The 24559-nt window shown below is 35.5% G+C and carries 9 protein-coding genes; 5 read left to right on the top strand and 4 right to left on the bottom strand.

Annotation, left to right across the window (positions count from 1 at the left end; genetic code table 11):
* Positions 1-40 precede the first annotated feature (40 nt).
* Positions 41-11398 carry a DUF7507 domain-containing protein gene (locus tag M0M57_RS11630; RefSeq protein ID WP_248433195.1) on the bottom strand — a complete coding sequence of 3786 codons (11358 nt, stop codon included), beginning with the start codon at positions 11396-11398 and terminating at the stop codon, positions 41-43.
* Between the two features lie 492 nt (positions 11399-11890).
* On the opposite strand from M0M57_RS11630, the gene M0M57_RS11625 reads away from it, so the two are divergent.
* Complete coding sequence (locus tag M0M57_RS11625; RefSeq protein WP_248433194.1) at positions 11891-12934, top strand: helix-turn-helix domain-containing protein; 1044 nt, start codon at positions 11891-11893, stop codon at positions 12932-12934.
* A gap of 85 nt (positions 12935-13019) precedes the next feature.
* Positions 13020-15383 (top strand): GAF domain-containing protein, encoded by a 2364-nt coding sequence (locus tag M0M57_RS11620; protein WP_248433193.1) that lies wholly within the window; start codon positions 13020-13022, stop codon positions 15381-15383.
* 275 nt (positions 15384-15658) lie between these two features.
* On the opposite strand, the gene M0M57_RS11615 is transcribed toward M0M57_RS11620, so the two are convergent.
* The gene (locus M0M57_RS11615; RefSeq protein ID WP_248433192.1) at positions 15659-16840 is read right to left on the bottom strand and encodes a Pycsar system effector family protein; all 1182 of its coding nucleotides are present in this window, start codon (positions 16838-16840) and stop codon (positions 15659-15661) included.
* Positions 16841-16867: 27 nt separating this feature from the next.
* Between M0M57_RS11615 and M0M57_RS11610 the strand changes: the two genes are divergently transcribed.
* On the top strand, positions 16868-20596 hold the full coding sequence (locus tag M0M57_RS11610; protein ID WP_248433191.1) for a metallophosphoesterase: 3729 nt from the start codon (positions 16868-16870) through the stop codon (positions 20594-20596).
* A 14-nt stretch (positions 20597-20610) separates the two neighbouring features.
* Complete coding sequence (locus M0M57_RS11605; RefSeq protein ID WP_248433190.1) at positions 20611-21504, top strand: phosphatase PAP2 family protein; 894 nt, start codon at positions 20611-20613, stop codon at positions 21502-21504.
* Here the strand turns inward: M0M57_RS11605 and M0M57_RS11600 are convergent.
* Both M0M57_RS11600 and M0M57_RS11595 read right to left on the bottom strand, forming a co-directional pair.
* Positions 21487-22359, bottom strand: coding sequence for a hypothetical protein (locus M0M57_RS11600; RefSeq protein ID WP_248433189.1), 873 nt, complete (start codon positions 22357-22359; stop codon positions 21487-21489). The genes M0M57_RS11605 and M0M57_RS11600 overlap by 18 nt on opposite strands.
* Before the next feature lie 15 nt (positions 22360-22374).
* Positions 22375-22734, bottom strand: coding sequence for a hypothetical protein (locus M0M57_RS11595; protein ID WP_248433188.1), 360 nt, complete (start codon positions 22732-22734; stop codon positions 22375-22377).
* 156 nt (positions 22735-22890) lie between these two features.
* Between M0M57_RS11595 and M0M57_RS11590 the strand changes: the two genes are divergently transcribed.
* Positions 22891-24486: an OstA-like protein gene (locus M0M57_RS11590; protein WP_248436753.1), complete on the top strand. Its 1596-nt coding sequence runs from the start codon at positions 22891-22893 to the stop codon at positions 24484-24486.
* The last annotated feature ends 73 nt before the right edge of the window (positions 24487-24559 follow it).

Here is a 24559-nt window from a genome sequence, read left to right as displayed (position 1 = left end):
AGGGTGTATGAGTTTATTCAAACACCCTGAATATTAAGCTTTAATTGTTTTGAATGTATAAATATCCTATTCTTTCTTTCATCTGTCCTGACAAATCTTTGTAGTTCAACACGTACCAATAAGTACCTGTTGGTAAGCCTTTGTCTGTGTTGAATGTCGCTCTTCCGTTTGAGTAGCCATCAAACAATCGATCGGTATTGTTATAGCCGGATATCTTAAACACCTGTACTCCCCAACGGTTATAAATCTCAACCGTGTTCTCTGGATAACATTCGATTCCTTGAATGTTGAAGAAATCATTGAATCCATCGTTGTTTGGTGATACGGCATTGTAGATAACGATGCTTGAACAAGGCGATACTATACAGTCTTCTGCAACAGTTACATTTACATTTACTTGACTTCCACAAGATGATGTTCCGTCATCGTATAAGTAAGTGAATAAGTAAGTTCCAAGTGGCACATCAAATCCAGAGAATACAGTACCGTTAAGTCCTGAAACTCCATCAGCATTGATCCATTCGCCATCTGTTGGTGTTCCGGCTGGTAAGAATGTTGCTAAATCTACTTGACTTGATGTGTCAGAATTACAAATCTCTGCATCCATCTCTACTACCACTGTTGTAAGTGGCTGTGAATTTATAACTACACTTATCGTTGGTAAATCACATCCGTCTAATGTAGCGGTTATAGTATAAGTTCCTGACGGTGCACTTACTAAGCCACCATTGAAAATCACTCCTTGTGATGGTACTATTGTATAAGTATAAGCTGCATCATAATTTGTTATCTCAAAACTACCTGTAGCAACCAAACAAGTTGGATGAACTACCTCACTCAATAAAGGACTTGACAAAGTTGTAATATCCCAAGTACACGTTACATCGTTGAATGTAGCTGTTTGATAACATTCTAAATCAGATGGTTCTACTGGTTGTGTTCCTGAAACAATCCATGTACAAGTAGTTGTATCAAATGAAGCTGTTTCGTAACAGGCTAAATCCGTTGGTTCTACTGGTTGTGTTCCTGAAACTATCCATGAACAAGAAACTGTTTCGAATGAAGCTGTTTCGTAACATGCTAAATCTGTTGGTTCTACTGGTTGTGTTCCTGAAACAATCCATGCACAAGTAGTTGTATCGAATGAAGCTGTTTCATAACAAGCTAAATCTGTTGGTTCTACTGGTTGTGTTCCGGAAACTATCCATGCACATGAAGCTGTATCAAATGTAGCTGTTTCGTAACATGCTAAATCTGTTGGTACTGCTGGTTGTGTTCCTGAAACTATCCATGAACATGAAACTGTATCAAATGTAACTGTTTCGTAACAGGCTATAATTGGTTCTACCGGTTGTGTTCCTTGGTTTATCCAAGTACAAGTATTTACATCAAACTGATAATCATCCCAACAATTCACCGCAACAGGTTCAGTAGGCTCACTTATTGTTATAGTAACCGATGCCTGATCACATAAATCTGCAATTATTGTGCTACAAATTGAATAAGTATATACATAAGTTCCCGCTTCAATACCTGCCAGAATTGTTATGTCACCGTTAGAAGCTATAGTAATATTTGGATTATTACCTTCTAAAATAGTAAGAACAACTTGACTATCAGTACTCGTATTTACCAATTCAGACCCTAACAAATCATTTGATAAAATATTACCAACAATTTGCTTTTGATCACATACACTACTTGATACTACATCATCAACAGCATTGATTATTGGTGTAATAGTACAATCCGGACAACCTGGATCTACCGGACATGTTGCACATGGGGTTGGATCGGTGGATGTGTCGGTTACATCTTCGCCATCTGGGTCTTGACCTGTGGCGATGGCTAAGTTATACACATAACCTGCATCGATATCTGCTTGCGTGATAACGTGAACTGCTGTGAATGTTGTGTTGTCTGACTGACCTACTCCTAAGTCAATTGGGCCGCCACTTACTACCGCATTGTTATCGCTTACAATGATATTGGTTAATGGAACGTTTCCGGTGTTGGTTACTACGAAGGTATAACGTACTTCGTCGCCTACATTGGTTACGCCATTGGCATCTGCATCAAAGTAAGTTCCATCTTTTGTGATTTGGATACTTGGTGCGTTAATTGGTGTAATAGTACAATCAGGACAACCTGGATCTACCGGACATGTTGCACATGGGGTTGGATCGGTGGATGTGTCGGTTACATCTTCGCCATCCGGGTCTTGACCTGTAGCGATGGCTAAGTTATACACATAACCCGCATCGATATCTGCTTGCGTGATAACGTGAACTGCTGTAAATGTTGTGTTGTCTGACTGACCTACTCCTAAGTCAATTGGGCCGCCACTTACTACCGCATTGTTATCTGTTACAATGATATTGGTTAATGGAACGTTTCCGGTGTTGGTTACTACGAAGGTATAACGTACTTCGTCGCCTACATTGGTTACGCCATTGGCATCTGCATCAAAGTAAGTTCCATCTTTTGTGATTTGGATACTTGGTGCGTTGATTGGTGTAATAGTACAATCAGGACAACCTGGATCTACCGGACATGTTGCACATGGGGTTGGATCGGTGGATGTGTCGGTTACATCTTCGCCATCTGGGTCTTGACCTGTGGCGATGGCTAAGTTATACACATAACCTGCATCGATATCTGCTTGCGTGATAACGTGAACTGCTGTGAATGTTGTGTTGTCTGACTGACCTACTCCTAAGTCAATTGGGCCGCCACTTACTACCGCATTGTTATCGCTTACAATGATATTGGTTAATGGAACGTTTCCGGTGTTGGTTACTACGAAGGTATAACGTACTTCGTCGCCTACATTGGTTACGCCATTGGCATCTGCATCAAAGTAAGTTCCATCTTTTGTGATTTGGATACTTGGTGCGTTAATTGGTGTAATAGTACAATCAGGACAACCTGGATCTACCGGACATGTTGCACATGGGGTTGGATCGGTGGATGTGTCGGTTACATCTTCGCCATCTGGGTCTTGACCAGTAGCGATGGCTAAGTTATACACATAACCTGCATCGATATCTGCTTGCGTGATAACGTGAACTGCTGTAAATGTTGTGTTGTCTGACTGACCTACTCCTAAGTCAATTGGGCCGCCACTTACTACCGCATTGTTATCTGTTACAATGATATTGGTTAATGGAACGTTTCCGGTGTTGGTTACTACGAAGGTATAACGTACTTCGTCGCCTACATTGGTTACGCCATTGGCATCTGCATCAAAGTAAGTTCCATCTTTTGTGATTTGGATACTTGGTGCGTTGATTGGTGTAATAGTACAATCAGGACAACCTGGATCTACCGGACATGTTGCACATGGGGTTGGATCGGTGGATGTGTCGGTTACATCTTCGCCATCTGGGTCTTGACCTGTGGCGATGGCTAAGTTATACACATAACCTGCATCGATATCTGCTTGCGTGATAACGTGAACTGCTGTGAATGTTGTGTTGTCTGACTGACCTACTCCTAAGTCAATTGGGCCGCCACTTACTACCGCATTGTTATCGCTTACAATGATATTGGTTAATGGAACGTTTCCGGTGTTGGTTACTACGAAGGTATAACGTACTTCGTCGCCTACATTGGTTACGCCATTGGCATCTGCATCAAAGTAAGTTCCATCTTTTGTGATTTGGATACTTGGTGCGTTGATTGGTGTAATAGTACAATCCGGACAACCTGGATCTACCGGACATGTTGCACATGGGGTTGGATCGGTGGATGTGTCGGTTACATCTTCGCCATCCGGGTCTTGACCAGTAGCGATGGCTAAGTTATACACATAACCTGCATCGATATCTGCTTGCGTGATAACGTGAACTGCTGTAAATGTTGTGTTGTCTGACTGACCTACTCCTAAGTCAATTGGGCCGCCACTTACTACCGCATTGTTATCTGTTACAATGATATTGGTTAATGGAACGTTTCCGGTGTTGGTTACTACGAAGGTATAACGTACTTCGTCGCCTACATTGGTTACGCCATTGGCATCTGCATCAAAGTAAGTTCCATCTTTTGTGATTTGGATACTTGGTGCGTTAATTGGTGTAATAGTACAATCAGGACAACCTGGATCTACCGGACATGTTGCACATGGGGTTGGATCGGTGGATGTGTCGGTTACATCTTCGCCATCCGGGTCTTGACCTGTAGCGATGGCTAAGTTATACACATAACCCGCATCGATATCTGCTTGCGTGATAACGTGAACTGCTGTAAATGTTGTGTTGTCTGACTGACCTACTCCTAAGTCAATTGGGCCGCCACTTACTACCGCATTGTTATCTGTTACAATGATATTGGTTAATGGAACGTTTCCGGTGTTGGTTACTACGAAGGTATAACGTACTTCGTCGCCTACATTGGTTACGCCATTGGCATCTGCATCAAAGTAAGTTCCATCTTTTGTGATTTGGATACTTGGTGCGTTGATTGGTGTAATAGTACAATCAGGACAACCTGGATCTACCGGACATGTTGCACATGGGGTTGGATCGGTGGATGTGTCGGTTACATCTTCGCCATCTGGGTCTTGACCTGTGGCGATGGCTAAGTTATACACATAACCTGCATCGATATCTGCTTGCGTGATAACGTGAACTGCTGTGAATGTTGTGTTGTCTGACTGACCTACTCCTAAGTCAATTGGGCCGCCACTTACTACCGCATTGTTATCGCTTACAATGATATTGGTTAATGGAACGTTTCCGGTGTTGGTTACTACGAAGGTATAACGTACTTCGTCGCCTACATTGGTTACGCCATTGGCATCTGCATCAAAGTAAGTTCCATCTTTTGTGATTTGGATACTTGGTGCGTTGATTGGTGTAATAGTACAATCCGGACAACCTGGATCTACCGGACATGTTGCACATGGGGTTGGATCGGTGGATGTGTCGGTTACATCTTCGCCATCTGGGTCTTGACCTGTGGCGATGGCTAAGTTATACACATAACCTGCATCGATATCTGCTTGCGTGATAACGTGAACTGCTGTGAATGTTGTGTTGTCTGACTGACCTACTCCTAAGTCAATTGGGCCGCCACTTACTACCGCATTGTTATCGCTTACAATGATATTGGTTAATGGAACGTTTCCGGTGTTGGTTACTACGAAGGTATAACGTACTTCGTCGCCTACATTGGTTACGCCATTGGCATCTGCATCAAAGTAAGTTCCATCTTTTGTGATTTGGATACTTGGTGCTGGACAAACTGTAATTGTTAAAACAGCAGGTGAAGAATAATTTCCTTCTGTATCAGCTATTACATAACTAACAGTTGTTCCTGTGAAAGCAACTTCTGGAGTAAAATCTATTGCTCCTGTTGTTACATTTATTGTAAAAGTTCCTTGACCTGCAATAGTAACTGAAGTTACTTGTGCAGAAGACACAGGATCTATAAATTGAGTTGATAATGGATTGATTGGATAAGAACCCACATTATCATTTGTAGCAACCACAAAACTTGTAGTTCCACTTGGATTTGCACAACCTGTATCTGCTACTGCTACTGGATCAACAGCTTGATTTGGACAACGAGCTCCATCGCCTGGAGTAACATTCAAATCGGTAAGCATAGTTGCAGCAACATTACCTGTTGCTAAATGAGGTGTAGCAATTCTATAAGTGTTCCCTGAAACATTGTTTGCAAAAAACAAATTCCCTAAATTATCCATGAAAGCAGTACCATAGGTAACTCCATCTGTAGAAGCTAAACCTGATATACCACCAATATTTGTAAACGTATTGGTTGTGGGATTAAAACGGAATAATCTACTTGCAGATCCTCTGGTTACACCATAAACCATTCCGTCGATTGGACTGAAAGCGAAATCGTCAAATGCTAAACCCGAAGAAGTTGATGTTCTTTGAACTGGTGTTAAATAATCTGCAGCAGCAGTATTCAAATTAATCGAGTACATTCTAGCAGAATCTGTACTATAAGCAAACAAGATACCATCTGGTGAAACATCACCCGATTCGTAACGAATAGCTGGATTTAAAACTGAACCAACAGTTGGTAAAATTTGAACATTACCATCTGAACCAATTCTTACTACTTCGTTGGTATATTGTCTGATACCATATAAATAGTTATCAACAACATTATAACCGATTGCGTTTACAAAACGGTGTGTTGGATGATCGATCAGTTGATTATCAATCAACGTGACAGTAGCTGTAGTTAAATTGAACGACTGAAGTCCTGAAATATAATTTATCTGAGCTCCACTAGTATTAGAATTTGTTATAATATATCCTAAACCATCTTCACAATCAAATGGTGGTAAATTAACACATGCAGTAGCAACAGCATCATCAATCGCATTTGCATAGTCGCCAATGTAAGAAGCTGTGGTAACTTGACCATTAGCGTCTACAGAAGGAGTTCCAACACCATAAACTCCATCATCACCTCCGTCGGCTGTTGATGAATTATAATATTCATTTGCATCAGAACAACCATCATTATCTGAATCTAAATCTAATCTGTTGGGAATACCATCCATGTCATAATCACACTCAAGATACATATTAACTGCATAGGTTGGATCTGCAAAACTAACTGTTGTTGAAAAACCAAACGATTTTGCACCAAAGTTCATATTTATAAATCTCCAATTCGTAAACTCCTCAGTTGCTGAGTTATTATCAAGATTTATTAGTGTTTTTTGTGTTGAACTTTCATTTGTATCCCATTGACCTACAACTGGTAATTGATTTTCGAATCCAGGTGTAGTAACAGGTATTACATTTGTTGAATCATATATATGGAAAGTTTTACTATCGTTTGCATAGTATCTAGTATCATGAGACATCACAACAAAGGCACTCATTGCCCCTGTTACATTCCATACTGATGGAGCTTCTCCATTTTTTGTCCACCATGCATCTGATGTTGGATGAACAGAAGCATTTGTAATAGAAATTATTACAGCTCCTGAGTTTGAAGGATAGCCATATAAATGGCTTAAATCTTGTGTTACATTTTGATTTTTTTGATTTAAAGCCAATCCAAAATGAGACGGAACAATATCAATTGCTTGTCCGCTACTAAAAGCAGCAAGCATATCGTTATAAGTATTACTACATTCATCTGTATCTAAAATACCATCATTATCATCATCATCATCACAAAAATCACTAATTCCATCGCCATCTGTATCTGGGTTTGATGCTGTGATTAAACATGGATCTACCACCGCAAGAGTGGCACTATTAGAAATTGTTGTACAAACATGCATTGCATGGCTAACTATAACTTGAAATTGATAACCATTTTGGCTTAAGGAAGCATTACTAATAGTAAGGGAATTTGTAGTTGCACCACTATACTGCCCTCCGTTTGAAACGTTTACCCATGAACTTCCACCATCTGTGCTAACTTGCCATTGAAATAACAATCCTGCAGTAGAATTGGTAGCAGGGGGTATAGTGTAATTTGGTGTACCTAGATTAAAGGTATTCGTATTTATTCCAGTAGCAGAAGCACTAAAGGTAACCGTTGAGCCTAAATTAGTTGAAACATTATTCGGATGTGAATCTACTATGATTTGCGTTGCGGTTAGTGCATTTGTATAATTGCCTGTATAAGAAGCTCCAATTACAGTACCATTAGGATTCGTTGCAGGTGGGTTGCCATTGCCATAGTAATCATTTCCATCTGTACCAACAGCACCAAGTGAACCATAATATTCCACAGCATCGGGGCAGCCATCATTATCGCTGTCTAAATCTAAATAATCTGGAATTCCATCGCCATCGGTATCTAAATAGTAACATAAGCCTTTGATATATATTTCTGGAGTTGAACTAGTTACCTGATAAGGATTTCCATTTGCCTTAACGTTATTATGGGTAATCTCAACCCTACTCACAAAAAACGGAGTGGTAATCTCAACATAATTGTCAAGGGAAGCCGCTCCCTGAAAAACCAGAGGATCTATTAATAAACCATAATCAGCATCAATATATATATTTTTAGGATTACCTACATTCTCAGTGATATAAGGTCTTAAATCAGGTATTCTGTTATTGTTTTGATCATAATAGTTTATTTTCATAAACTCTTGATTATCTATATCTGTAACCCAAATTTTCATATCAATAACACTTGGAGAAAAGTTGTAATCTATAGTAACACCTTGTTCTGGCTCTAAACCTGCGAATCCTACACCAGGTGCTGTGTATGTATTTGCCGTACCGTCTGCTGCATAACTGATTGTAAGACCGTCAAAACTAATACTAGATGGAGCATTATTTACGGTTGACACGTTTGTAAGACATATAAAACCTTCTTCTGTATCTAATATACCATCATTATCACTATCTAAATCGCAATAATCACTAACACCATCTCCATCAGAATCCGGATTAGAAGCCGTGATAGCACAAGGGTCAAAAACTGTAACAGTCACTGTTGCCGTATCACAATTTGTTGGATTTGCATATTCGCAAATTGTATAATTGATAGTGTAAGTTCCTGGAGGTGTATTTGCCGCAATTGTTACTTCACCTGTAGTAGGATTGATAGACAATTGTGGTGTTGGTGTAGATGTTAATGTTACTTCTGATGGAACAACTGCTATGCCATTTAAAGTATCGTTTTCATATACATTACCAATAGTTGTTGGCGAAGATGAACTTGCAACTGGGCCATACGTATCATCTACCGCTACTATTGGGTTGATACAATTATAGGTATATTCTACAGTATAGAAATACATTGCTCTGGTTGAAGATGATGTAACGGCACCACCAGTACCTGAAAATCCAATTGCAGTTTGTATATTATTAGTCAGTGTTCCTGATCCAACATAATTAGCTAAATCTGCAGCTGTGGTATAGGTCACACTATTTTGATACGTTTGATCAAATGGCAAAACAGTGGTTCCAAAAGGGTAAAGTGTAAATCCTGGATAATCTGGATTTGTTAAGATATCTGTAGTATTTGTAAAACTGTTTCCAGCAATATCAAATTGTACAAATGCAAAATTTCTAAATCTATAATTTGCACCAGTAGCATTTTCAACTGCTATTCGTAAATTTCCAAAAAAGTTAATTCCATAATCAACTTTCACGCTTGTTAGTTGGCGATTAGTTCCTTCATCAAATTTTGGAACTATGGCAGATGCGTTTAATTCTGTAGTTAAGTATGGAGAATAGAATGTATGTCTGATCACATTTCCAGTAGAAGCAGTTACACATTCTACTGAACAAGTTCCAGTATTAGTAACTGTCAATGTTTCTGTAGGACCTGCAATTGGTGTAATGATAATCGTAAAATCACCTGCTCCTAAAGTTCCATTTGGAATTTTAAAATAAGTTGGCACTCCACCAAAAACATTTGTTGAAGCACCATCATCCATTGTTGTTATTGTAACCGGACTTCCACCAAACGTTGCAGTAACAGTATAATTTGAACTTGTTGCCGGATCTAATTGGAAAATCATGAAGTCATCGGTTGCATCATCAAATGTTCCGTTGTTTGAACATGAGATATCTGAAACTACAGAAATACATGTAGCAGCTGTTACAGAAACCACATTTGAAGCTGGTGGAGTACTACAATTTCCTACAGATGATTCATAAAAAGCATAGTAATTGCCTAAACCAACAGAAGATGGATCAGCAACTAATGTTCCTTCGATACGCAATGGACTTGTGTACCAAACGAGTTGAGTATTTGCTGGTAAATTAGATCCTCCTAAATAAGCAGCACTTAAATCAACTGTATTAGACGAACAATCCCTTACAATATTTTGTACCTCCGGTTTGGTCGTTGCTCCACACAAATTCAAAACAGCAGTGTCGCTAAAATTATAAATATTTTCATGTGCACTTCCTGAATTCCCATCACCCATACTTCCCATTGTTCTATGACCAACATAACCAAATTGTGAAGTACACTGCTTGATAGCTATAGTGGTATGACCACCTGTTTCTACTGCTAAGATTTTATCGGTAGCCGAAAGACTTCCTGGCATTAAAGTAGGATCATAAAGACCCGCTGCAGAATAACCACTTCCAGAAGAATCAGTTGAAGAAACTGGTAATCCTAGCATATATGAACTGTTTACACCCCAAGCATAAAGTTCACCTGCTGTTGTAATTACATTAATGGCCGGACCAACATTACTTCCACATCTATCATGTTCTATTGGGCTGAACCAAACAATATTTGTAAAGTCTATACCCGAAGATGATTGTGCACGAACCCAAGTTGTGCTATCCACTGTACTAAAATTACCTAATTGTTTCCTAGTATTATCACCTAAAGTATATAAACTACCATTAGAAGCCAATAAATAATAGCTAAGATCTAATGGAGTTGTATCAGAAAAATTGGAGATATTAATTCCATCTTCCTGCATGCCAATCATTTTTGGCACAACACCTGCTGGCAAAGCAGGAAGAGTCATTTGTGTAGCGTATGTTCTTGATGCAGTTGCTGTTCCGTCTCCCAGGTAACAACTCGTACCCCATGTATATATCTGACCATTTGAAGTTAATGCCATTAAGCCAAATGCAACTCCTCTTGCAGCAACCACATTAGTAAGATCAGTTGTATCATTAATCTTTACTTTATGCCATACTAAATTATTTTCAGCATTATCTATTGTATTATCTCCATTTTTATTTCCTCTAAATGATAATACCCATACATTTCCGTTGCAAGTAGTTATTACTAAGGTTGCAAAGGATCCAAACAACATTTTTACATCTCCCGGAGAAACTCCCGGAGGAAGTCCTGTTGAATTTCCATTTACAGTTATTGGTCCAAAAGCGTTTGTATTCTTAATACTTGATGAAACAAGAACGTCAGTGGTACCCCAAACAAAAAGCCCCGTAGTTGTTAATACGGCATGTTGAGTTTTAGTAATACCGTTTGAACCAACAGTGAATCTTAAAACAGAGCCAGTTAGTCCAGGATAATTTGTGCTATTTACCTCTGTAGGTATTAACACATGCGATGTACCATCACTTGCCATACCTTCTCCCCAAACCAAAACTTTTCCGTCTGTTTGTCTTGATATAGTACCATGATAGGAAGATACTATATTATCGTACTCCAAAGTACTAGGATTACTGCTATCCAAAAATGAATTGCTAAAATCTACATTACTACAACCAACAGGAGGAGGTGTACAATTCTGTGCAGTTGCTGTTTGAATATTTAGAGCAAATAGCAAGCTTAAAATTGCTTTCAAAAAAAATGCATATTTCAATACACATGCTTTTTCTAAATTTTTATTTTTCTTCATGTCGATGCAATTATGATTAATATCTGAAATTTTAACAAGTAATAATAGTAGCACGATTACGCTTAAACTTATTAAAATTAATACTGTAATTTTTGTTTCCATTTTTTACATATTTGGTTAGTAAGCATTTTCTTACTTATTGCTTTTGTTCATTTTTTATTTGGGATTAAAAAAAGACCGATTTTACACAATAGGTGAGCTTACAAACATAATTACGAATAAGAATGCGGTCAAAAGAAGTATAAGCTAATTCGTAAAAAACTCATAAAAAACAACGTTAAATCTTGTTTTTCAAATAGTTAAACAATGTTATCATTTTGTTTTTATGTAATAAAAACTATCAAAATTCAGCTATTTTGAAATAATTAGTCTATATAAATTTACGTTTTAGCTTAAAAAAAATCGAGTTGTTAAAGAAATCAAAAAAAAATCACAACCTCAACAATAACAGGGCTGTAGAACTAATTCTACACGGTTTGAATTGGATAAATTCAAAAAACAACATTACTTTGTCTTGAAAAATTATTGAAGATTTTACTTACATTAAAATGATTCCTAATCATTAAATTTTCATAAATGAATTAAAGTATAAACATGAATAATACTATTGCTAAAATTGAATTAAATGATGATATGAATAAATTAAAAGAGCAGTTTACGCAGTTTGCATTCTTTTCTTTTTCATTGATGTTTCTGTTATCATTTATACTGACTGTAACGATAGAAGATAATTATAGATTACTTGGTTCAAATATCTACTATTACTTTTTTTCCTTTGTAATAACCATATTTATCTGGGTTTTATTAATTCGAACTAAATCAAATTTTGATAAATTCTTTAAACCTATTGCCTTTTATGTTATATGTAATATTATATACCTTTGCTTATATCATTGTCACATTTCATTAATTTGTTTTATCTATTACATACCTATACTAATAATTTCTTCGGCATTAAAAAAGATTAAAACAACACTATTTTTAGCACTATTTTTTATTATATTGTTTTTTACAATTCAACCTATATCCTATTATTTTGACATTACACAACCTCTAACACTTCCTTTCGATTTACAAACAACTTTAATAAAATATCAACTTATAACTGTTACAATCGGTCTATTTTTTGTGATTGCTTCTTTATTTTTTTTCTATAAAGTAGTCTCTTTAGAGAGGAAACGCACAAATATTCTGAATAAAAAAATAAACGCATACACAATATTAACTAATTCAAATAAAGCAAGTTGCGAAGGAAATTTATTAAATGAACCTGATAAATTTGAAATTCTCTACTCAGAAATTCTTGCACTTTTTGAAAGTGAAAAACCGTATCAAAACTCAGAATTTACCATAAAAATGCTATCAAAAATGCTAAACACTAATCATGTCTATGTTTCTAAAACATTGAATATAAAAGCCAATAAGAATTTTATAATTTTTGTAAACGAATATAGAATTAACCAAGTATTAAACGATTTTGATAAAAGAAAATATAAAAAACATACCATTGAATCCATTTATACAAATGCTGGGTTCTCACAACAATCTACTTTTAATAGGGTTTTTAAAGATTTAAATGGAATGACACCTTCTGAATACATCGAACAAGTTGAAAATAATTTCAGCAACGTCGCCTAAAAACAGATCGTTAATTATAACTAAAAAACTCCTAAAAAGTTTTTCGATATTGAATAAACTGTAACTTTGCAGCAGATTCAACAAAATGGAAAACAATTACTTTCACGAAAGTCCGTTTCAAACATTTATTTCCTTCCACAAAGTCATCAATATTTTGGAAGAAATTGCCTTGTCTTCAATTGATTATAGATCTAATTACGCAAAAGCAATACTAAAAGAAGTTGCATTAAAACCGGAACTTAGAGAGGGTATCGACAACTTAAATTTTATTAAAGAAAACGAAGAACTTATCAATTATCTCCTCGCCGATTTGTTTCCAACAGCTTTAACACATAATGAAATTAAAGCCGTAACACTTCCTTTTCAAAACATTACATTTAATTATACTGAGCGATTCAAAAAAATTCTGAAAGATGCCGGACAAACATTCGACATGAATATCAGGGATTTTGATGAACATCAGTTTTATATAATGAATTGTAGCCTGATTCTCAATGCTCATTATAACCAAAACATTGATTTTGGTAAACCATTATTCTATGATATTCCCGATGCCAACGGAATAGTTAGACATTATAGAATCTTATACAATGCCGATTTTGTAGAAATTTTTCCAACAGAAAAAGTAAACCATCTTTCACAAAAAGAAATAGAAGAACTAATTGACAATTATGACAATTTTGAACTTTGGAAACAAAAATTTCCTCCAAATTCATGGATTTTAAAAGGATTTGTCATTGTTTCATTGGTAGATGTAACGGTTGAAAATGCCGTTTCTAATCTAAAAACCTATTTGTTGAGTCCGGAATTAAAAAAAACAGATTATACCGAAGATGCCTACTCTATCTTTAGATCCGTTTTTAAAATTCCTGATCTAAAAATGGGCTTCACCATCTATAATGAGGAACAAGATTCGTTTGAAAAACCTGCTTTTAAAGAAAGTGATATGTCTAGTTTTATTTTGTTAGACAAACCAGAAGCAGATTGCAAAAATGCTCTTTGCGGATGTTCCTACGAATTTTTAATCGAGAACCATAATGTCTTTATAATTCCCGATGTAAATGAGTTTGCAAAAATTGAACAAAATAAATTATTTGCAAACCAACTTTTAAAACAAAATATCCAAAGTTGTCTTTTAGCACCTGTTGTAAAAGACGGTAAGTTACTAGGAATAATTGAACTGGCCTCTTCCAAAATTAGAGCTATAAACTCTATTAATGCTACAAAGTTAGAATTAATAATGCCGTTTTTGGTAGACACTATTGTGCGTAGTTTTACAGATATGCAAAATCAACTGGAAGCCATCATTCAAAAAGAATATACCACTATTCACCCAAGTGTATATTGGAAATTTAAACGCGAAGCAAAAAATTATTTCACAAACAATGCCATCGCCAAAGATTACATTCTAAAGGAGATTGTGTTTAAAAATGTCTATCCTTTATACGGACAAATCGACATCAAAGGCTCATCGGAACACCGAAATGAAACCGTTAAAACCGATTTAAGAAATCAACTCAAAACAATCATTGAAATTTTCGACACACTCAAATCGAACACCAATTTATTGATTGTTGAACAACGAAAATTTGAATTACAAGAACTTCTAAATGAACTAGATACACCTCTAAAGACAGATTCAGAGCAGCAAATTCAAAATTTTATTGAACTTGAAATTCATCCGGTTTTAGCCTCAATTCAAAACGAAAAAAGATATGAACAAAAAGTAAAATCCTACTACGAAAGTCTTGACTCCAAAACCGGCATGTTTTATCATGCCCGAAAAGATTTTGATCACACGCTTTCTGTTATCAATAAAAAATTAGCCTCGGTGTTAGATGCAAAACAATCCGAAGCTCAACAAATTTATCCACACTATTACGAACGTTTTAAAACCGATGGTGTAGAGCATAATTTATACATTGGCGAATCGATTGTGCCAAACATTCCATATGACAAAATGTATCTAAGCAACCTCCGATTATGGCAATTGCAAACCCTTTGTGAAATGGAACTGGAACACCATCGCATCAAAGACACACTGCCCTATTCATTGGATGTAACATCGTTAATTTTAGTATTTAGCTCGCCCATATCAATCCGTTTCAGAATGGATGAAAAACGATTTGATGTAGATGGCTCCTACAATGCCCGCTACGAAGTCGTGAAAAAACGTATCGACAAAGCCAATATCAAGGGAACCGATAAACGCATCACCGAAAAAGAAAAAATCACCATCGTTTATTCGCACAATCAAGAAGAAGCAGAATATTTAAAATACATTAAATACCTTCAATTTAAAAAAGTCTTGGAACCTACTTTAGAACGATTTGAAGTAGAAGATTTACAAGGTGTTTCCGGGTTAAAAGCATTTAGAGTAAAAGTTTTAAACACCGAAGTTTCAGATAAAAAATACTCCTACCAAGAATTGTTGGATGAGTTGAAATAAAATAATCAGAAACTAATCCAGCTGTTCACTCCAATCTCTTTCATGAAATCCTTTTTTTCTAAGGTCTAAACAGGAGCTTCCTTTGGTCGCTCTGTTAGCCCAAGAAAAAATAGGCTTTCATTTCAACAGGATTTCCGTTGCCATCTGGGCTAGGGCATTGTGCTACTAAGAAAAATCCGAGAAGTTTAAAACCAAAAATATTGCATTTCTAACCACATCGTCTCCCTCTCCTTCTTGTCCCGTCCGAAGGCGGATGGAAAAGGTTGGGGTGAGGACTAAACCCCAGAGTTCTTAAACGCAATCACAAACGTCAACACCGAAACAATAATACCAACCATAAAAATGTTGTAAGTTATTCGAAGTAAACGATATTTTCTTTCTAAAACCAAACCTAAATAATACAAATCTTTAATCATCGAATTGTATAAATATTCGCGGTCTTTCATCATTTCATTTACTGCATTTTCATAGTCTTTATATGGCATTTTATAAAAATTACCAAAAAACAAAAGATTCACTTTTCGCTCTTCCACGTCTTTTTGAGTAAATGTCCCCGAAGTTACTTTTGGTCGCGTAGAAAGAATTGCAAAAATAATTGAAACTACACTAAACATAACCAAAACAAAAGTTGGCGTAACTAAATGAGAATTACTCGGACTGTCTAATTTCGGAATCAAAACAGACAACACAATTGAAATAATGATTGCATTAACTGAAAGCAAAATATTCGCTTTACTATCGGCAATTTCACTCAATCGAGTGTGATTATTAAGTGTAACACGAAAAAGAGTATCAATACCACGTTCCGGTTTTTCTTCTTTTGGTTTTTTGACAATTTCAGTAGAATTTTGGTCAAAATTATTCATGAGTTTTTTAATTCTTTTCTCAATTCTAGTAATGTTCTTTTCCTTAATCGGTTGCCAAAAAGTTAACGCAAAAGGAGTATAAAATTGATGCTTTTGCGAAAGCATTTGCAAGTTTTCTTTAGACCATTCCAAATCCGTAAAACTTTTTTTACAAGTAGTCTGCCATTCTTCACGCAAAAATTCGCAAATGGCTAAATAATTATCATTCGCAAAATGAAAGTAATCGGCATCGCGAATAATTTCTTCTAATTCATTCTGAGGCTGATGCGTAAAAACAGTAGCCATTATCAAATTAGAAACATCTAAAATGAACTTTTCATCGCAATTTTGTTCCTTCAAAAAAACAGAAGCAATTTGTACACTCGAAACCTCATGTTTTTCTGTTCCATGTATATAACCTGTATCATGAAACCATGCAGCAATCAATATTTTTTTAGTATCTTCGTCACTCACTTGTTGATACTTTGCAATTTTTGTAATCGCCTGAACAACACCAACTGTATGATTAAAATTATGATAAACAAAAGTAGAAGGCAACTTCTCTTTTAACAAAGTTGACACATATTGTTCCGCATGCTGGATCAAATTCATAGACTAAATTTTATTTTCTACTAAATTATGAAAATGTTTCGGGTTTTCATTAAGCTAATTGCAAATTATAAAAAAGGGTTGGTTTTACTTCCCTCCTTTTTCTTGTTTTCCTGTGCAACACATTCGATTCAAACCGGAAAAAAAGACACCATTTCTTCCCATCAAGAAATTATTGACAGCTCCAAAATAAGTCATACTTTTTTCTTAATTGGCGATGCAGGAAACACAACCAATCCCGAAACGATACAAACACTAAAATTTTTAGAAAGTCAAGTCTCCACAACGGATAAAAATAATACTTTATTGTTTTTGGGAGATAATATTTATCCCAAAGGAATGCCGGCCGAGCAAAATGATCCAACCAGAGCCGATGCCGAAGAAAAATTAACCCTTCAATTGGAAATCGCTAAAAAATTTAAAGGGAGGACCATCTTTATGCCTGGCAATCACGATTGGTATAATGGTTTGAAAGGATTAAACGAACAAGAAAAATATGTCACAACGTATTTGAATGAAAAAAAAGCATTTCTACCCAGAAAAGGGTGTGCCATCGAAACCGTAAAAATAAATGACCAAATTGGTTTGATTGTGGTAGATAGCGAATGGTTTCTACAAGATTGGGACAAACACCCAACCATGAATGACGATTGCGACATCAGAACCCGATTAGAATTTTTTGACGAACTGAAAAGTGAAATCAACAAAAATCAAAATAAATTCACCATTTTGGCCATTCACCATCCGTTAATGAGTCACGGTCCGCATGGTGGCGTTTTTTCGGCAAAAAAGCACCTTTATCCAATCAAAAACACTATTCCATTACCCATAATTGGCTCACTAATCAATCTTTTACGAAAAACAACCGGAGCCAGTCCGCAGGATTTGCAAAACAAAGTGTATCGAAACCTCATCAACAACATCAAACCGATGATTCAAAACCGGAATAATGTTTTAGTGGTTTCCGGTCACGAACACAATTTGCAATACATTGAAAATGATGGTATAAAACAAGTAATCAGTGGAGCAGCTTCTAAACGCGAAGCAGCTAAAGCTGTTGGAGCAAACGATTTTTCTTTTGGCGGATTTGGATATAGTAAATTAGAAGTTTTTGAAAATCAATCCGCTTTATTAACCTATTTCAGCTCAGAAGAAAGTGAATTAAAAAAGATTCATGAAGTTTATCTTCCAAGTCCAAATGAAGGTTTAATAAATACCAATTTCATCGAAAACAACGAAAAAACTATTCAAGCATCTATTTATTCTACTGAATCAACACAAAAAAGTAAGTTTTATAAATTTCTTTGGGGAGAACATTACAGACCCTATTACGGTTTACCCATTGAAGCCAAATCAGTTCAACTTGACACGCTTTATGGAGGATTAACCCCTACTATTTCAGGTGGTGGAAATCAATCGGAATCGCTTCGATTAGAAGATAAAAACGGAAAAGATTATGTCATGCGTGCCTTAAAGAAAAATGCACCTCGCTTTTTACAATCTATTTTTAGAGATCAAAATGCCGTGGCTGGATTTCAAGATACCTATGCAGAAGAATTTATTTATGATTTTTATACTTCCGGACATCCTTTCACACCATTTATCATTGGAAATTTAGCAGATAAAATTGGCATTTATCACAGTAATCCTAAACTGTATTTTATCCCAAAACAAAACCGATTAGGGAAATTTAATGATTCGTTTGGCGATAAATTATATTTGGTAGAAGAACGTCAAACAGACGAACACCTCGATTTAGAAAGCTATGGAAAACCACGAGCCATTCTAGGAACAGACGACGTTTTGGCCAACATCCGAAAAGATGAAAAATACCAAGTGGATGAACAAGCCTACATCAAAGCTCGTTTGTTTGATATGCTCATTGGCGATTGGGACAGACACCAAGACCAATGGCGTTGGTCGGAATTTGAACAAGGTGACAAAGTAATTTACAAACCCATTCCAAGAGATCGTGATCAAGCTTTTGCAAAAGTGGATGGTAACTTAATTAGTTTACTACTCAACATTCCAGGCGTTAGACATATTACCAATTTTGAAGCTGATTATCCAAGTGAAAAATGGTTCAACTTTTCGGCACATAGCTTAGATGTGGCTTTTATTAAAAATGCAACAGAAGACGATTGGAAAAAACAGGCAAATTATATCATCAGTGAATTGACTGATGAAGCGATTGATGAAGCATTTTCCAAATTGCCTTTAGAAATAAAAGACGATGAAACAACAAACGAAATTAAAACCAAACTAAAATTCAGAAAAAAAGGATTGGAAAATTTTGCTTTGAGTTATTATGATTTACTTCAAAAAAGAATAATTCTGACAGGAACCGATAAAAAAGACAAATTTCTAATTGAACGTTTATCCGAAGGAAATACAAAAGTTTCATGGTTTCGATTGAAAAAAGACGGCGAAGAATTTCAATTTTCGAAAACCTATAATAAAAAACAAACCAAAGAAATTTGGATTTATGGCTTGGATGACGACGATCAATTTGAAGTAAAAGGAAAAGCCAAAAACAACATCATCATCCGATTAATTGGCGGACAAAATCATGATAATTATGTGGTTGAAAACGGTAAAAAAGTAAAAATCTACGATTATAAATCAAAGAAAAACAATGTAAATGCTGAAAACTGCACGGCAATTCATTTAAAAGATGATTATGAACTAAATGAATACCATTACAAAAAACCCAAATACAATCATACATTTCTATTACCTATGATTGGTTTTAATCCGGATGATGGTGTAAAAATTGGCGGAACGTATAGTTATGTTAAACAAGGTTTTATTAACAATCCTTACACCGCCAAGCATAATTTGAGTGCCAATTATTATTTTGCCACCGAAGGTGTAGAATTAGGTTATAAAAATAGTTTTACCCGAATAATTGGCAAATGGAATTTAGAAATGGAAGCCCGTTATACTACTCCAAATTTCAGCATCAATTATTTTGGTTACGGAAATGAAACTGAAAATTTTGACAGTGAAGAAGGAATGGATTATAATCGTGTTCGAATTCAAATTCTTAAATTTGCTCCTTCACTTAAATATGTGGGCCGATTTGGAAGTGAAGTTACCATTCAAACTTCCTTTGAAAACATTGAAGTGGAAGGAACTTCCAATCGTTTTATCAACGAACCCGGAGCTATCAATCCTGAAGTTTTTGACTACCAGCAATTTGCCGGAGTTTCATTCAACTATGCTTTTAAAAATTATGATCGCGAAGCCAATCCAACAATTGGAATGCTATTTTCGATTCAAGGAACATGGAAAACCAATTTATCCGATTCAAAAAGAAATTTTACTTATTTAGAAAGTGAATTAGGATTTAGTCATAAATTAACCAAATCCAATAAATTAGTACTCGGAACGTTATTGAAAGGAAAAATGCTTTTGAATAACAATTTTGAATTCTATCAAGGAGCAACCTTGGGAGGCGATTATGATTTGAGAGGTTACAGAAACGAACGCTTTCTCGGAAAACAATCTTTCTTTCAAAGCACTGATTTACGTTGGAATATTGGCAAAATAAAAAGTATTGTCCCAATGAGTTACGGAATTCTAGGCGGATATGATTATGGAAGAGTTTGGTTGGATGGAGAAGATTCAAACAAATGGCATCAATCTGTGGGTGGTGGAATTTGGCTTAACGGATTAGATTTAGTAACAGCCCGTCTAACTTTTTTTAACAGCCAAGACGGAAACAGAATTGCCTTTGGACTAGGATTTGGATTTTAATTTTTATTAAATTTATGGATAAATTCATCAAACTTTTTATTGTATTTTTTGCCTGTCAACATTTTATTTATGCCCAAACGGATACCTTATCCATTCAACGCGACACACTTGTTTTTAGCGAAATTAAAAATGATACAATTGTAAAAGAGACCATTTGGCAAAAACTAAAATATGATGCTCGAAATGGTGCAAACGGATTTCTTTACACGTTTGCACAACCCACGCGATGGGACAAAAAAGACTTTGCTTATTTTGGCGGAACGTTGGTTGGAACCGGAATTTTATATCTTTCAGATGAAGAAATAAGTAATTTTTTTAGAAGACAAGATAAAGACATTCCACATTCTGTGAGTGAATTTGGTTTTAGATTTGGAAAACCATTGGTAAATTATGGTTTAACAGGAAGTGTTTATTTGGTTGGTTTACTCTCAAATAATGAAAAAATTCGCTACACCGGTGTCCTTATGATAACATCTGCCAGTGTGAGCGGGTTACTGCAACAAGTTATGAAAACAGTTGCCGGACGTGCAAGACCCAGCACTGGACTAGGACACGATTATTTTGATCCTTTTAACGGCACTCCGGCTTTTAGTTCTTTCCCTTCGGGACACACGGCATTATCAGTCACCACTTGTTATGCATTATCTAAACAATTTAGTAGTCCTTGGATAAAAGGAGGCTTTTATGCTTTAGGAATGGTGTCCCCTGTATCCAGAATTTGGCAAGGAGCACACTGGGCTTCCGATGTATTTTTAAGTACAGTGATGAGTGTGGCCATTGTGGAATGTGTGGATTCTTATCTAAAAAGAGACAATAAATATAAACTCAATCCCGAAGAAAGAAAAAATAAAATTTCCTGGAATTTGAGAATGGGGCACAATCAATTGGGATTAGTTGGAACTTTTTAAGGTTGAAAGAGAAACTTCATACAGCTTCCCTCCTATTTTTTTGCTTCGCTCATCGGCTATAAAAAGTGTTTCATTGTCTTTAAAACAAATGCCTTCTTTTTGGCTGTAATGATTCAATTCTAACTCAGAAATAGTAGTTCCCGAAAGAAAATCATCACCTTTAAAATTTTCAATCAACCAAACACGATCATGTCCTAATAATGCAATTTGCTTTTCATTTGGACTAATAGCTGCTCCGGTAATTACACAAGAATTATAATTAGAACAGGTTTTAAACTTACCAATAAATTGTGCCGGATGATTTCCTGCGACAGCCGGAATTTTATAAATTAATGTCGTTCCATCAAAACCTTTGCTTCGGTTTTTGGTAAATAAATAAAATGCATTTTGATAGAGAAAAAAGGCTTCACAATCATATAATTTTTCTTTTTTCTTAGCCGGAAAATCAGTTTGTTCAGGATAGTAAAAAGTGATTTTTTCTGAAACTTCGCTGTAGTCTGAAGATGCTAATTTGTAAATGACTAAATCTTTTCTATCGTTGTCATTATTACCAAAATCACCTATGTAAAGATTTCCTTGCTTGTCTGAAGTGATTGCTTCCCTGTCAATATTCTCTGCATTTTGAACTTCAATTTGTTCTACTACTTTTCCGGTTTCATCAAAACCATAAATCTCATTCGAGTTGCCACTATCTTGAATACTCCAAATCAAATTATTATGGAATGTTATGCCTGAAACTTCGCTTATATCTTTTGGAAAATCAAAAAGAGTTGCAATTTTTTCTCCTGAATCCGTTTTAGACGAACAAGAAATAAACAAAATAAAATACAATATAGATAATTTGAAAAGCTTCATAAAAATTAAGTGAGGTTATTCTTCGTTTTGGTTTTTGCCTATTTCATCAATGGTTTCAATTTCTACTTGAATCATGTTCTTCCATTTGTGTTCTAAAAGTTTATAAAATCCCCAACAACCCAATAATCCAAACGGAATCGTGATAAAACCAAAAGCTTTATCTGAATATTCTTCAATCCCTAAAGAAAAAAGCAATTCTAATCCAATCAGAATAAATGCAAATAGAAAAGTTGCCACATAATAGGATAAAACGCCAAGAATTGCATAAAGCCATTCGTTTTGCTTATGCTTTTCTGCAAGTGAATAAAACGATTTTCCCAAAAAATAGATAAAAAGCAAACTAAGCATAGTTGTATAAGTTGGTTCTTCCTTCAAAAATAACTTTTTTTAAAGATAAAGCAAGGTTTATAAATGGTAAAAATGGCATTTTCTACCTAAATAATTCTTAACACATCTTGTCCTTACCTCATTTTTAGTAATTTTGGCAAAAATATACTTTTGAGAACTATTCTTTTTATCGTTTTCTGTTTGATGAGCTTTCAACAAAGTTGGGGACAAAAAAGCAAAGAAATCTTTGTGGAATACTCCGAATTTTTTGATGTAGATGAAGATTTATACCCCGATGCTGTTTTACTAACCGGAAATGTTCGAGTTAGTCATGACGGAGCGGTTATGTTCTGCAACAAAGCCTATTTATTTAAAAAAGAAAATTATATCAAAGCGTTTGGCGATGTACGAATGATTCAAGGCGATACCATCACAATGACCAGTACATATGCCGAATATAATGGAGAAAACAAACAAGCCTACGCTTCCGGAAATGTGATTATGAGTTCGCCAAGCTCTACTTTAAAAACAGAAGTTCTGAATTTTGACCGTAATTCTCAACAAGCTTTTTACAAAACCGGCGGAACAATTACAGATAAAGAAAATACGTTGGTTAGCCAAGCTGGAACTTATGTAATTCAGCGAAAAATGTATCAGTTTCGAAACGCTGTAACCATTACTAATCCAAAATATGTAATCAAAACCAATCATTTGGACTACTATGAAAATGTAGGTCACGCCTATCTTTTTGGTCCATCAACCATTACTAGCGAAGCAAATTATATTTACACCGAAAAAGGTTTTTATGATACGAAGAAAAACTTTTCTCATTTTGTAAAAAACTCCTACATCAAATACAACAATAGATTGATTGAAGGAGATAGTTTGTATTATGATCGAAATCGCGAATTTGCCTCAGCCACCCGAAATGTAAAAGTCACCGATTCCATCAACAATAGTATTGTAAAAGGTCATTATGGGGAAGTTTATAAACTTAAAGACTCATTAATGATGACCAAAAGAGCTGTTGCGATGACTTTGGTGGAAAAAGATACATTATACATTCACGGAAAAAAATTAATCGTAACCGGAAAACCCGAAAATCGTGTCGTAAGAGCTTTTAATAATGTTCGTTTTTTTAAAATCGACATGAGTGGAAAATGTGATTCGCTTCATTCCGACGAAAAAACTGGTATTACTAAATTAATAAAAAATCCAGTCATGTGGAATTTTGACAACCAAATGACGGGTGATATCATGCACTTAATTTCCAATAAAGAAACAGAAAAGCTCGATTCCTTGAAGGTTCTAAACAATACATTTATCGCTTCAAAAGATACCATTGGCACCGGCTATAATCAAGTGAAAGGTTTAAATCTCTATGGCAAATTCAGAGATAATAAATTATATGAAGTAGATGTGATAAAAAATACCGAAGTGATTTATTACATGCGAAATGATTTGCAAGAGCTCATTGGCATCAACAAAAGCAAAAGTAGTAGTATCAATATGATACTTGATGAAAATCAAATTGAAACCATTACATTTATAAAACAAATTGAAGGAGAAATTTATCCCGAAGCAGAACTCCCCGAAAATGCCAGAAAACTAAAAGGATTCATTTGGCGTGGCGATGAACGAATAAAAACAAAAGACGATATTTTTCCTCCTGAAGAAAATGAATATGAACAAAAAATGATCGAGGAGAAAAAAGCGGAAGACGAAAAAGAAAATCTCCCCATGGAAGTTCGAAAAGAAACGTTGGAAGAACAAGAAGCGGAAAAGAAAAGAGATAGTTAGAACGTTGCGGGTTAAAAAGTTGCGAGTTGCGAGTTGAAAAACTATTCCATCACCCAATACCTATCACCCATTA

This window comes from Flavobacterium azooxidireducens, assembly GCF_023195775.1.
GTDB lineage: Bacteria > Bacteroidota > Bacteroidia > Flavobacteriales > Flavobacteriaceae > Flavobacterium > Flavobacterium azooxidireducens.
This window is presented reverse-complemented; position numbering and strand designations above follow the sequence as displayed.